Source organism: Mesorhizobium sp. M0296 (assembly GCF_040321675.1).
Taxonomy (GTDB): Bacteria; Pseudomonadota; Alphaproteobacteria; order Rhizobiales; family Rhizobiaceae; genus Mesorhizobium.
Map to the genome: position 1 here is coordinate 43,811 of NZ_JAMYRZ010000040.1, position 11,811 is coordinate 55,621.

Consider the following 11,811-nt stretch of genomic DNA (forward strand, 5'->3'; position numbering starts at 1 on the left):
GAAGCATCTGTTCAGCCTCGCCCGTCGCGCTTCGATGATCGGTTCCAGTGCAGGCTCCAGACGCTGTTCTCTGCATCGGACCGGAACAGCTTGGCGCGGATCGGCTGCGTAAAGGACGGGTCGTCAATTGAGACGGAGAGGTAATCCCCAGCCTTGTCTCCGGCGCGGTCCCAAGCCGCACCGACCGCCATCCCTTCGCAATAGATCAGATGGTCGGGCGCGTTTTCGGTTTTGGATTTCTCGGCAGGCAGAATGGCAATCTTCGCCTCGATTGTTAGCGTGGAGAGATTGCCGAAGAAGCCGTCATCATTGCGCGTGAAGGTTCCGATCTGGGTCATTGCAGTGCTCCTTTCATGGGTGTTAGTGCGCGCCGAGCCGAGCCGTCACGGCTCGCTAGCAAGGGGATCGTTGGTGATATCCAGCACCGGAGTGGTGCGCTCCGTGGTCCAGACGGGAACCGCACGGCCAACGATCGATGAGAGCGGGAGCGGGCCGAAATAGCGGCTGTCAAAACTGTCGGCTGCACCCGGGTTCATAAGGAAGACGTCGGCCTCGGCAATGTCGCGGCAGCCCTGCCAGATGGGCAGGGCTCGACCGCGCCTGTCACGCTCGCGCGCATGTCCATACGTCTTGCCGTTGACGATGATGGTTGTGCCTTGGCGACAGACGGTTGCGCCCCCGAGTGCCAAAATACGCTTCAGGAGCGGCACATTTTTCGGCAGATACCCGCGTCTTGCCATGAAGGCCGCCAATGGCTCGGGCGGCATGATGACGGCGATATTGGCAATACCGATTTTGTCGGCCGGCTGGACGCGATAGAGCCCGACGGGGATGCTCGCCGATGCATTCCAGATGGACAGCGGCGGATGGCTAATCCATGCCGGCGCCGCGGCGAGCACTACGCCGCCAACCATCGTGGCGATGATCTTTGTGCGCTTGCTCATGACCCGATCCCGGGGCGCAGCAGGCAAGTTTTACGACGCTTGGCCGTGTATGGACTCGGCTGCTCGCGTGCGGCTATCCGGCTGTGGACGTGCCGCCGTTTACGCGGCGACATGAAGGTCAGGGTTTGCTGCTGTTTCGCCGCTACCAGGCGGCGCGGTTGCAATCTCCTGGCTTGCGCGTGGATGGTTTGCGACGCAGCCCAGACCAGGATGGCAGCGTTCCAAATCGTTGCCATGCCGTGCACACCTGCCGCCTCAACGCAGGTCGATTCTTCGCGCGCATGAGAGTGGATCGGTGTCAGGTGGCGGGATTTCACCAACAAGACGAGCTGCCACGCCACGACGTCCCGCGTGCCGGGTGGAGGGAAGCCGGATGAGGGGACATGAGGCAGCGCAAATTGCTGCTGAACGGTCTCGCGATACTGCATTTTCGGTGCGCCACAGATCAGGAGCTGCGGTCGCGCCTGCCGACATAGGCGGGCGCGCGGGCTGCATGGGGTTTTGCCGGCGGAACATAGGTCGCGTTGGCATCGCTGGTGGAGGTGCGTGCGCCCAGCTCTATCCAGGCGTGCAGGTCGTTGATGTCGTAGAGAACGCGCCCGCCGACCTTTCGGTATTTTGGGCCGGTGCCGTAGGTCCGGTGCTTTTCGAGTGTGCGGGCGCAGAGCCCGACGATGGGTGCTGCCTCCTTCGTGCGCAAATACTTTTGGGGCGCGTCCGCGGGACCCTTCGACATCGCTCGATCTCCATTCGGTTCTGCTGTCGTCCTGGCCTGCCGGGACGCGCGAAGTGGACCATGATCGAAATGAGGAAAGGCGAGGGAGGGCAAAGATTGGGGGGCGCGTTTTTGCTACCCCGAAGAAGGACTTCGGCGGCCGGACTTTTCGCTGCGGTTGTGGGGGTAGAAGAGAAGATCGCGATAGCCGCCGGCGACTAAAAAAGCTGCACGGCGTAAGATAGCTCGGACCTTGTGGCGGAGGTGATGATCACGCCAATCTCGCGGCACAATCGGCTCTTGCGAAAACAGCACCTCCGCGAGCTGACGATAGGTTGCACCCGTGCGGTGACCATCATGTGCGCGTAAATTGAGGATATGCCTGGTCTTGGTCTGTTGCGGCAGCGCGCCGTAAGATGGACTGGCTGCCCGGCCGTTCAGTGCGCGCCAGAACCGGCGCGCTGCATCGAGCCGCGTCTCGAATGCAGCATCGAGCGGCAGAAGGATAGCGTTGAATTCACCTGCGCGGTCATCAGCGACGAGATGACTTTTCCCAATTAAGGTAGACCAAATAATGTGAAGGCCTTCGTCCTGCGGCCAAACGCTGGCTCCGGCAAGGCTGGAAGGTCGAACTGTTTGATGGGATGCAGATACCCGCATGACCCGGAGCACGCGCGGCGAGGCCTGTTCCGTCCAGATGATATTGTCAGCTTTCGGAAGTCCGGCACCGGCAGTTTTGAAATCGCGCGCCCCAACGGGCGGCGAGATCGGGCTGACCGGCAGGTTCTCCAGAACCAGCGAGTTGCGATGCAAGCTGGCTGCACTCTGCCACGAATTCGTCATTCCGGATCAGATACTCGGCAGCGAACTCCGTAGCCTGGTAGCTGCACATGTGTGCATACGCCGCCGGATCGGTCCAATCGCCTTGCACTGTTCCTGTCCTCTCCGCGTACCCGGATGTGAGGCGTCGGCATCAACATTCCCGGCGGATAAGGAAGTTGAATAGTTGGAGAGTCGGCAAACCATTATGCTGACTCAGCAAAGTGGAGCGCCGGCCCGCGTCAGTGCGGAGCGCCGCCAGCGAGAAGATATCGGTAGCCGCTGGTCGTCATCCATCGCGCGCGGGCAAGATGGGTCTCCCAGGACCGGAACGCTCGTTCCGGCTCCTGCTCCGGGTCTATATGCAAGACGATCCTGGCCACCTCTCGCCAATCGGCATCTTCCGCTGCCGCGTCAAGGAGGCGAATGTAGGTGAGCAGACGCTCCTCGTCATAGCCGGTCAGGACCGGGGCATCCGGCGCAATGTCGGCGACATCAGGATCGAGCAGCGGTTTAAGCATGGTATTTGACCGTTCATATTTCGATCGCGATCTCGAAGGAGCCGTCCTTTAGATCGAGCACCAATCATAGCGAATAGGAACGATCATTCCTAGAACGATAGTTCCCTTTCTGGTCCCTAATCCGTCATGAATCTCAAGGAGATCATGGCGGCCAACATGCGTCGTCTGCGCCATGACCAGAACGTGACGCAGGAGGAACTGGCCGCCCGCTCTGGACTGAGCATGCGTTACGTCGGATCGATCGAGCGCGCTCGGGTGTCGGCCAGCATCAGTGTTCTTGGGAGGATCGCAACTGCGCTGAATGTGGACCCATGCGAGTTGATCAGAAAATCGGCACCGTGAGTTGACGCGGGAAACACCGCGAATTTTCGATGATCGGCGAGGCAACATGCAGGAATGAAGTCTCCAGTCGCGAACACGACAGGTAGTCGCCCCAAGTCCGACGGAGCTGGTTGCGCAGCGACTGCGCTCATCTTGTCGTGAAAAGGAGGACGGCCCCGCCCTGTTCGTCCGGGCGGAGCCTTGGTCGGGGCCTTACTCCGCGTTGCGGCGGCCGTTGGGGCGCGACCAGATGAGGCTGTAGCCTTCGCCTTCTTCATCGTTGAAGAGGTTGGCGTAGATCGGAGCAGCGAAGCTCGGATCGTCCAGCTTCACGCCGAGATAGTCGCGGCCGTCATTGGAGCGCTTGGACCATGCGGCGCCGATCTCGACCCACCCGACGAAGACACGGTGGCTGGGGGCGCTGTCGCCAGAGCGGTTGGTCTCGGGCACGACCCGGACGTTCTTGGTCTGGAGCGAGAGAGTGACGATTTCGCCGGTGAACTCGTTGTTGCCGGTCCTCTTGAAGGTTCCGATTATCGCCATGAGTTTTCTCCTTGAACTCTGTTTCGAGCCCGCACCATTGCGGCCTCGATGGCGATCGGCGGGCCGGAGGCGATCGACGCCGCATCGCTTGCGACCGCAGCGCCAGCGGAGGATGGCAGCCAAGCGACTTTGTTGTTTGGCGAGGAATGACGGCGCAGCCGGCAGGGGAAGAAAGTCGATCGGCGCCATTGCGGCTTAGGCGATCGAGGCGCAGCCGACCTTCGGCCAGATCAGCCCATTAAAGAGGCCGTTTGGAGCGGCCCACCAGATAGAGACATCAACGGAGAACCTGGCGATACCGTCGCTGGCGAAATCCCGGCTACGACGATCACCGGCGTCGATGCTCCTCTGTACAGGCATCGCGAAGTCGCAAGCTGTTGTCGGCACCGCGCTTAAGACACGCACGTGATGGTCAAAGTCACGGCTGACGTGCATCACCGGATATCCGCTATCTTTGGAACGAGACGGCACGCCGTGGTGGATTCGAACTGTGCGTCGCGCGATGCCGTGTCAGCGACAACGCTAACAATGTGACGGCCGGTCAGAAAAAAGCATCCTGCCCACGCCGGTTGTTCTGTGAGTTCGCCCAGATCCAGCCCTGTTCGGTTGAACGGGCGTCGTTATTCGCAGCTGTGATGCCAGCTGCGACGCAGCTGAAACGTTGACGGCAAGCGTGACGGCGTCGCGCGCCTTTGCTAGAGCGCGCGGACTTGAGTATCGCAAAAGACGGGCGGCGCCGGGAGCCGGAGATACGGCATCCCGGGCCAAGCACTCCAGCGAGCTGCAAATACAGTATGCGCTGCCCGACCGCGGCCGTATCGTACAATCGAAAAAAGGTAGGGGCGGGCAGCGCTTACGCGCCGCCTCCCTTGGGGCGGAAGTCGAGGACTGGGATGCCGAGCTTCTTTGCCTTGTCTGCAAGATTGTCCTGAATTCCGGTCCCGGGAAAGACGATGACGCCTATTGGCAGTACCTCCAGCATTGCGTCATTGCGCTTGAACGGGGCGGCTTTGGCATGCTTTGTCCAATCAGGGGCAAAGCCGATTTGGGGTACCTTGCGGTGGTCTGCCCAACAGGAGGCGATCTTTTCGCCACCCTTCGGCGATTTCCCATGCATCAAGACCATGTCGGGATGCCTGGCGTGGACCTGGTCGAGCTTGGCCCAGATCAGCTGGTGGTCATTGAAGTCGAGCCCAGCGGTGAAGGCGATTTTCGGGCCAGGTGGCAGAAGGACTTCCTGCGAGGCGCGTTTCTTGGCGCTGAGAAAGTCGCGGCTGTCGATCAGCGCAGAGGTCATGTTGCGGTGGTTGACCATCGATCCGCTGCGCGGTCGCCAACTCGATCCGGTGTGGCGCTCGTAGTGATCCGCGGCCTGATCACGCATCAGTTCGAAGGCGCTTTGGCGTTCGATCAGCGTCTGCCCTTCGGCCGTCAGGCGTTCCAGCTCGACGGATTTCACTTCGCTGCCGTCCTGCTCACGCTGGCTGCGGCGTTGCGCCTGCTCGTTGTGGTCGAGTTCGCGCTCGATCCGATCTGCGGCGCGGTGAAAGATGTTGACGGTCGACCACAGAAGATCGTCGAGATCGGGCTCGAGGCGAGTGTCTTGCAGTGCCACGATGAGGGCGTCGAAGATGTCGGCGATCGCGCCGGCGACGCAGTGGCCCTCTGGAAGCGGTCGAGGATCAGGCTCATCCGCGAAGGGTCGGTAGCCATAGAGCTGGAGTTCGGTGAGGACGTGGTCGATGGGTGAAGACGAGTGCTGTGGTTCGTAGTCGTCATGCTCGCTCATTGGATGCTCCGCCGGTTGGACCGCGACCCTCGCGGCCTTCATGGCGACGGAAGCCGGCGGACGGGACGGACCTGCACCCGCAGCGAAGCGAAGGGCCGGAGTGTCAGCGGAGGAGGGTGAAGGCCGGCTATTTTGCTTCGCGATGGAAAGCGCTCCCTTGGGGAGCGCGCCGGAAAATAGTCGGCCGAAGACATTGCGGGTCCGGGTCGTTTGCTGGCCGATCGCCCTCTCGAAGGCCCGCAGGCGCGGTTCTCTCCGACTTCAGGAGCATCCAAGCGATGCAAGCGACAGCGGACAGATTGTTTCGTTCCGAGTTATCCCGCCACTGCCATGAAACGGGTGATGTCCTGCGGGGCGAGCTGAACACGGACTGCTGCTCGAACGGCATCCACGCCTAGCGTACAGAGATCTTCGTTGAGGTCCCCAAGTGCCGGCGAGAGCACGACCGGCTCGATCCCGGCAGCATTCGCTCTTTCGATCAAGGTGTCACGCGCGCCGTTACCGGCTGGATCGGCGTCGCGCACGATGTAGAGCCGTCTCAGCGTGAGGGGGAACAGCATGGCAGCAAGATGGGCGGCCGAAAGTGCCGCTGCCATAGCCATATCGGGCAGGATGCACCGAAGCGACAAGACGGTCTCGATGCCTTCGCCGCCCGCCATGACGTCGCCCGGCAGGCCAAAGCGAACCGCGTGACCGAGAAGATCGCCCATCGCGCGCCTCGGCGTACCGACCGATGCCTTGCCCCTGCCGGAAGGATCAAGCCAGGTGCGATGTGCGCCAGTCAAATGGCCGTCGAGATCGGTGACGGAAGCGATCATCGCCGGCCAGGTCTCAGTCGGCGCGTGTTCGTCGGGCCGGTAGTAGCAGCGCGGGTGAAAACGCAGGCTTCCGGTCCCGTGCAAAGCGGTAATACTGCGGTTGCGCAGATACGCCTCTACGACCGTACCCGCAATCGGCTGCGACATCGCAAACAGCCGACGCGCTGCCTCCGATGATCCGGATGGCGTGTCTACCGATTTCGGCCGGGGAGAAATCTGCTCTGGTTCGGGATGCGGCAAGCCGAGAAATGTCATTGCTTCATTCGCAACGTCCTTGAAGTTGCTGAAGCCGCGGCTTTCGCGGATGACGTCTAGAAGGTCGCCATGCTCGCCAGTCGCCGCATCGGCCCACTTGCCGGCTGCTCCTTTTCCGTTCGCTGACCCGACGAGACGCACGAACATTGAGCGGCCCGGCGTGTTTTGCACATCGCCGACAAGCCAGTAGCGGCCCTCGCGATGCCCGTTCGAAAGATAGTAGCGACAAACCGCCTCAGCCTGCTGGCCGAGGCGGTGCGCCAGTTCTGACGCATCGTGGCGGGCCATCACGCACCCTCCCGCGTGTCGATGCGCTGGACTGGATAGCCCTTCAGCAACTTGCCCAGAATTGCGGGTCCAGATGCGTCGGCGGGCACGAACATGCGCAGCTTCCAGGAGATGATCTCTCGGAAGAGGCCGTAAGCCGAAAGACGGTCGCGCATTGTGTCGTTGAAGCCCGTCAGCTCGATTCGGCTAACGCCCATGAGGCGGCTGCGCCGAAGCTGCAGACCATCAGCGAGGTCGAGGATCGTTCGACCGCCCAGTAGCGCAACGAAAGCATCACTGGCTGTGATCGAAGGCGAGCTTGTTGCCAGTGCGCCCGCGATCCATGCTGGCGGGACCTGACGACCGATGATGCGCTCGCCATCGTCAGTCTGGAGCCGGTACACACGTGAGAATTCCCTAGGCAGACGCTTCCAGATCGGCAGCAGCATGCCGGCAACGACATGGATAGTGCTGTCCGTGAACTCGGGCACGTCAGCCGTCTCGGCACTCCAGGCGTCAGCGAACGCAGCCTGCTCAGCCTCAACCCAGTGGCTCTCCGCCATCATCTTCAATGAGGCCTGATGGTGCTCCATCGGCCGGATCAGCCGGACGCGCCATTCGATCTCGCCGTTGTCGAGCATGAGTGCGGGCGCTGGCACCTGTACGGCGGCGCGGCCGGATCGGTTGTTGACCAGGAGCTTCGCGCGGGGATCGTGAAGCTGGGCAAGGGCATCGGCAAGTGAAACGGGTCGATTGCGCTTGCGCTGGGCGATGGTCAGCAGTCGCGTTTCCGCACCGGTGGCCGCATGGACATGGATGACGCGTCGCTCGGTGACGACGAAGCTCTCGGCACGCAGTGTTTCCAAGCCGATGTCGTAGGCACCGGAGGCAATGGCGCCCTCGATTTTCGCATTTAGCAATTGTTCGAAGGCTGTAAACAGGACGGTTTGAAGTGCGATGGTAAGCGCCAGCAGCCGATTGAGGAAGGTCGTGATCGGTGGCAGCTCGTCCTTGATGCCGGTGGACTCCGTCAGTGTGAGGCCGGTCGCTTCCTCGAACATCTGGAGTGAGCAGCCGTCCACCTTGCCGCGAACCAGCAGCAGGTAAAGCTGCCGCAGCGCGTCGCGGGCATAGTGCGACTCCAGATTGTCCTCAGGGCGAAATAGGCCCTGACCGCCGGTCTGGCGCTGGCCGCGCGTAATGGCGCCCAATGTGTCGAGCCGCCGGGCTATCGTCGAGAGAAAGCGCTTCTCAGCCTTCACATCGGTCGCAACCGGCCGGAACAGCGGCGGCTGCGCCTGGTTCGTGCGGTTGGTGCGCCCCAAGCCCTGGATGGCGGCATCGGCCCTCCAGCCCGGCTCAAGCAGATAGTGAACTCGAAGGCGGCGGTTCTTCGCAGTGAGATCAGCGTGATAGCTGCGGCCAGTGCCACCGGCGTCGGAAAACACCAATATGCGCTTACAGTCATCCATGAATGCCTGTGCCTCGGCGAAATTGGCCGATCCGGCGCGGTTTTCGACGACAAGGCGATCGATGCCTCGAGTGCTGGTCTTGCGAACGACGCGGCGCGACCGGCCTGTCACTTCCGCTACGAGGTCGGTGCCGAAGCGCTGTACGATCTGATCGAGTGCCCCCGGGACGGGGGCCAGTGAAGCGAGTTGCTCGATGAGGCGATCGCGGCGGGCGACCGCTTCGCGGCTCTCGACGGGCTGGCCGTCGCGATAGACCGGACGTGACGACAAATTGCCTTCGCTGTCGGTGAACGGCTCGTAGAGTTGCACGGGGAAGGAATGCTGCAGATACGAGAGGACATATTCGCGCGGCGTGATGTCGACGCGAACGTCGTTCCATTCCTCGGTTGGAATTTCCGCGAGGCGCCGTTCCATCAGTGCCTCGCCGGTCGAGACGATCTGGATGACGGCGGCATGGCCTTGATGGAGATCGCGCTCGATCGAGCGTATCAGGGTCGGCGTCTTCATGCCGGTGAGCAAATGCCCGAAGAAGCGCTGTTTCGTGCTCTCGAAAGCCGAACGTGCAGCCGACTTTGCCTGACGGTTCAGTGTCCCGGTCTCGCCTGTGACGTTGGCGGCCCGCATTGCGGCGTCGAGATTGTTATGAATGACGCTAAACGCTCCGGCATAGGCGTCGTAGATGCGGGTCTGCTCGGAGGTAAGCTGGTGCTCGACCAGCTCGTATTCGACACCATCGTACGAGAGCGATCGGGCCGTGTAGAGACCGAGTGCGCGAAGGTCTCGGGCCAGCACTTCCATGGCGGCAACGCCGCCGGCCTCGATCGTCTCGACAAATTCGGCCCTGGTCGCGAAGGGCAAATCCTCACCACCCCACAGGCCCAAACGCTGCGCGTAGGCGAGGTTGTGGACGGTGGTTGCGCCCGTCGCCGAGACATAGACGACGCGGGCGTTCGGCAGGGCGTTTTGGAGGCGGAGCCCGGCGCGTCCCTGCTGTGAGGCGGCGACGTCGCCGCGTTCTCCCTTGCCGCCTGCGGCGTTCTGCATGGCGTGGCTCTCGTCGAAAATGATCACTCCGTCGAATTCGGTGCCCAACCATTCGACGATCTGCCGCACGCGCGAGACCTTCTCACCGCGTTCGTCGGAGCGCAGCGTGGCGTAGGTGGTGAATAGGACCCCTTGATCGAGGCGGATGGCCTTGCCCTGCGGGAACCGCGACAGCGGCGTGACCAGCAGGCGCTCCATGCCGAGAGCAGACCAGTCGCGCTGGGCGTCTTCGATCAGCTTGTCGGATTTGGAGATCCACACCGCCTTGCGGCGGCCCTGCATCCAACTATCCAGGATGATGCCGGCCGACTGGCGGCCCTTGCCGGCGCCCGTCCCGTCGCCGAGCATGAAGCCCCGGCGGAATCGCACGGCGTGCGCGGCATCGTCGCGCGCGGCAGAGACAAGATCGAAGGTCTCGTCCACCATCCAGGAACCGGCGAGGAACTCCGAATGGGCCTCGCCGGCATAGATGACTGTTTCTAGCTGCGCGTCGGACAAGAGGCCGTCGCTGACAACCTTGGCAGGAAGAATCGGCCGGTAGCTCGGCTTCGGCGGAGCAACGGATGCCATCGCCGCCGATTGAACCAGCTTGGTCGGATGCGGATGGGCGCCCGGAATGCGGATCGCCTGCAACCCGTACTCCTCATAGATGCCATCGGTGATGTGCCTACTTTCGGCAGGCCTCCAGTCCAAAGTCTCGTAAGCAAGCTCGGCGCCTTCCGGCTCGGCGAGGCTGCGCACCGGAGAGGAAGCCGCGGATCTGGCGAGATCACCGCGCACGGTGCGGGCTGTGGGCCCCAGTGCCTTGACGGCGGGCGCAAAAGTCGAAGCGCTGACCGGCAGCCGTGCGGGAACGTGCTCGCCAATCCTGGCGATCAGTGTGGCGACATCGGGCGCCGTGCCGGCTGATGCTGGAAAGCTGCCTGGATTGTCGGCCGGCAGTTTGTCGATGACGGTCAGCCGGGTCTCGACGGTGGTGCCATGCCTGGCGTAGACGGCGCCGTCGATCGCGGCGGTGAACACCACGCGACCGCGCTCCTGGAGCCTGACGAAGGACTCGCGCCAGATGGGCAGCTCTGGGGAAAAATTTGCGCCAGTGATTGCGACAAGCCGCCCGCCCTCGGCGAGCCGGGCCAGCGCAGAGGCGACGTGACGATAGGCAGCGTCGGACACGCGACCCGAGACATTGGCCAGAACCGAGAACGGCGGGTTCATCAGCACGACGCTCGGCACAATGCCGGGATTGAGATAATCATCGATCTGCGCTGCGTTGAAGCGAGTGACGGGGATAGCCGGAAAGAGCAATGAGAGAAGCCCGGCGCGGGCCTCGGCCAGTTCGTTGAGCAGCAACGTGCTGCCGCTGATCTCGGCCAAAATAGCAAGTAACCCGGTGCCGGCGGAGGGCTCAAGCACGCGGTCGGCAGGGGTGATTGCCGCGGCAGTCACGGCCGCCAGACCGAGCGGAATGGGGGTGCTGAACTGCTGAAGCGCTTCGGTCTCTTCGGAGCGGCGCGTGTGAGTTGGGAACAGGCCGGCAATCTTGTCCAGCATCGGAAGTGCAGCGGCCGCAGAACCGGCTTTGCGGAAAAGCGACTTTCCGTATTTGCGCAGGAACAGCACCGTCGCGACTTCGCAAGCGTCATAGGCTGATTTCCAGTCCCATGCGCCGGACGCATCGGAGGCACCGAAGGCAGCTTCCATGGCCGAGCGAAGGCTCGAGGCGTCGACGCGCTGACCGCGTTCGAGATGGGGCAGAAGAAACTGCGCCGCGCTGTGGATGGCGGCAGCTGGTTCGACAGCCGGGGATGAGACAAGCGGAAGCGGCACTGCCGGAGCGGCAGTCTTCGAAGAAACATCAAGCATGGAGAAAACCTCGAGGAGAGCGGAACGGGAATGAACCGGGCGGCCCTCTCTCTCGACCAATCCGGCTCAAATCCGCCTTGGCCGGCCTCTCCCCTCTGGACTGCGGTCTTGCCGATAACGATCCTTCTTCGATCCAGGCGCTGCGCCGCTACCCGGTGTCAGCCCAACGACGACAGCGGCAACGCGGTTGGCAGCCCGGGGGCGATATCTTGGCAGGCAGTGGGGACGGCGGGGCAGCAGCCGCCGACCGAGAAGGACGCGGCAGAAGCGGCCAATTGGCTTTGCCCGTGTGCGAGAAAGTGAGCGCCCGGCAGGGGTAGGAAAGGGCGCGGGGGGGGCCGCGGCCCGGCGCGCGCGGGGGGGTATTTAAGGGGCCAGTGGGGGTGGGGGGGGTTAATATGCGCCACGTGGGGGGCGCGGGGGGGTTATAACATGAGGCG

The 11,811-nt window shown here is 62.8% G+C and carries 13 protein-coding genes; 1 reads left to right on the top strand and 12 read right to left on the bottom strand.

The window, feature by feature from the left end:
• Window positions 1-11 precede the first annotated feature (11 nt).
• From NKI97_RS28685 to NKI97_RS28715, 7 genes are all read right to left on the bottom strand, one after another.
• Window positions 12-338 (bottom strand): DUF736 domain-containing protein, encoded by a 327-nt coding sequence (locus NKI97_RS28685; protein WP_023674284.1) that lies wholly within the window; start codon window positions 336-338, stop codon window positions 12-14.
• Between the two features lie 45 nt (window positions 339-383).
• Window positions 384-944: a S26 family signal peptidase gene (locus NKI97_RS28690; protein ID WP_352452156.1), complete on the bottom strand. Its 561-nt coding sequence runs from the start codon at window positions 942-944 to the stop codon at window positions 384-386.
• The gene (locus tag NKI97_RS28695; protein WP_352745685.1) at window positions 941-1,372 is read right to left on the bottom strand and encodes a replication initiator protein A; all 432 of its coding nucleotides are present in this window, start codon (window positions 1,370-1,372) and stop codon (window positions 941-943) included. The genes NKI97_RS28690 and NKI97_RS28695 overlap by 4 nt, the downstream gene beginning before the upstream one ends.
• A gap of 17 nt (window positions 1,373-1,389) precedes the next feature.
• Window positions 1,390-1,680 carry a helix-turn-helix transcriptional regulator gene (locus NKI97_RS28700; RefSeq protein ID WP_023674287.1) on the bottom strand — a complete coding sequence of 97 codons (291 nt, stop codon included), beginning with the start codon at window positions 1,678-1,680 and terminating at the stop codon, window positions 1,390-1,392.
• Window positions 1,681-1,794: 114 nt separating this feature from the next.
• Window positions 1,795-2,319: a DUF2285 domain-containing protein gene (locus NKI97_RS28705; RefSeq protein WP_352452158.1), complete on the bottom strand. Its 525-nt coding sequence runs from the start codon at window positions 2,317-2,319 to the stop codon at window positions 1,795-1,797.
• 46 nt (window positions 2,320-2,365) lie between these two features.
• A complete protein-coding gene (locus tag NKI97_RS28710; protein ID WP_352452199.1) occupies window positions 2,366-2,551 on the bottom strand; it encodes a transcriptional regulator domain-containing protein in 186 nt (61 codons plus the stop codon).
• 169 nt (window positions 2,552-2,720) lie between these two features.
• Complete coding sequence (locus NKI97_RS28715; RefSeq protein WP_023674289.1) at window positions 2,721-2,999, bottom strand: DNA -binding domain-containing protein; 279 nt, start codon at window positions 2,997-2,999, stop codon at window positions 2,721-2,723.
• Between the two features lie 126 nt (window positions 3,000-3,125).
• Here NKI97_RS28715 and NKI97_RS28720 point away from each other — a divergent pair, with 126 nt between their 5' ends.
• The gene (locus NKI97_RS28720) at window positions 3,126-3,341 is read left to right on the top strand and encodes a helix-turn-helix domain-containing protein (RefSeq protein ID WP_023674290.1); all 216 of its coding nucleotides are present in this window, start codon (window positions 3,126-3,128) and stop codon (window positions 3,339-3,341) included.
• Between the two features lie 192 nt (window positions 3,342-3,533).
• Here NKI97_RS28720 and NKI97_RS28725 read toward each other — a convergent pair whose 3' ends face one another.
• The 5 genes from NKI97_RS28725 to NKI97_RS28745 all read right to left on the bottom strand — a co-directional run bounded on the left by NKI97_RS28725 (window position 3,534) and on the right by NKI97_RS28745 (window position 11,371).
• Window positions 3,534-3,863, bottom strand: a complete 330-nt coding sequence (locus tag NKI97_RS28725; protein WP_352837842.1) for a DUF736 domain-containing protein — start codon at window positions 3,861-3,863, stop codon at window positions 3,534-3,536.
• 195 nt (window positions 3,864-4,058) lie between these two features.
• Window positions 4,059-4,298: a hypothetical protein gene (locus tag NKI97_RS28730; RefSeq protein WP_352745687.1), complete on the bottom strand. Its 240-nt coding sequence runs from the start codon at window positions 4,296-4,298 to the stop codon at window positions 4,059-4,061.
• Window positions 4,299-4,716: 418 nt separating this feature from the next.
• Window positions 4,717-5,652: an SLOG family protein gene (locus tag NKI97_RS28735; RefSeq protein WP_352452161.1), complete on the bottom strand. Its 936-nt coding sequence runs from the start codon at window positions 5,650-5,652 to the stop codon at window positions 4,717-4,719.
• Between the two features lie 314 nt (window positions 5,653-5,966).
• Window positions 5,967-7,013: a DUF7146 domain-containing protein gene (locus NKI97_RS28740; RefSeq protein WP_352748923.1), complete on the bottom strand. Its 1,047-nt coding sequence runs from the start codon at window positions 7,011-7,013 to the stop codon at window positions 5,967-5,969.
• On the bottom strand, window positions 7,013-11,371 hold the full coding sequence (locus NKI97_RS28745) for a strawberry notch-like NTP hydrolase domain-containing protein (RefSeq protein ID WP_352837844.1): 4,359 nt from the start codon (window positions 11,369-11,371) through the stop codon (window positions 7,013-7,015). Before NKI97_RS28745 ends, NKI97_RS28740 begins: the two co-directional genes overlap by 1 nt.
• Between the last annotated feature and the right edge of the window lie 440 nt (window positions 11,372-11,811).

Excerpts from the sequence above, each read along its gene's own strand:
- NKI97_RS28735 (WP_352452161.1), bottom strand. The coding sequence starts at position 5,652 with ATGAGCGAGCATGACGACTACGAACCACAGCACTCGTCTTCACCCATC.
- NKI97_RS28740 (WP_352748923.1), bottom strand. The coding sequence starts at position 7,013 with ATGGCCCGCCACGATGCGTCAGAACTGGCGCACCGCCTCGGCCAGCAG.
- NKI97_RS28685 (WP_023674284.1), bottom strand. The coding sequence starts at position 338 with ATGACCCAGATCGGAACCTTCACGCGCAATGATGACGGCTTCTTCGGC.
- NKI97_RS28710 (WP_352452199.1), bottom strand. The coding sequence starts at position 2,551 with ATGTGCAGCTACCAGGCTACGGAGTTCGCTGCCGAGTATCTGATCCGG.
- NKI97_RS28700 (WP_023674287.1), bottom strand. The coding sequence starts at position 1,680 with ATGTCGAAGGGTCCCGCGGACGCGCCCCAAAAGTATTTGCGCACGAAG.
- NKI97_RS28695 (WP_352745685.1), bottom strand. The coding sequence starts at position 1,372 with ATGCAGTATCGCGAGACCGTTCAGCAGCAATTTGCGCTGCCTCATGTC.
- NKI97_RS28690 (WP_352452156.1), bottom strand. The coding sequence starts at position 944 with ATGAGCAAGCGCACAAAGATCATCGCCACGATGGTTGGCGGCGTAGTG.
- NKI97_RS28745 (WP_352837844.1), bottom strand. The coding sequence starts at position 11,371 with ATGCTTGATGTTTCTTCGAAGACTGCCGCTCCGGCAGTGCCGCTTCCG.
- NKI97_RS28720 (WP_023674290.1), top strand. The coding sequence starts at position 3,126 with ATGAATCTCAAGGAGATCATGGCGGCCAACATGCGTCGTCTGCGCCAT.
- NKI97_RS28705 (WP_352452158.1), bottom strand. The coding sequence starts at position 2,319 with ATGCGGGTATCTGCATCCCATCAAACAGTTCGACCTTCCAGCCTTGCC.
- NKI97_RS28715 (WP_023674289.1), bottom strand. The coding sequence starts at position 2,999 with ATGCTTAAACCGCTGCTCGATCCTGATGTCGCCGACATTGCGCCGGAT.
- NKI97_RS28730 (WP_352745687.1), bottom strand. The coding sequence starts at position 4,298 with ATGCACGTCAGCCGTGACTTTGACCATCACGTGCGTGTCTTAAGCGCG.
- NKI97_RS28725 (WP_352837842.1), bottom strand. The coding sequence starts at position 3,863 with ATGGCGATAATCGGAACCTTCAAGAGGACCGGCAACAACGAGTTCACC.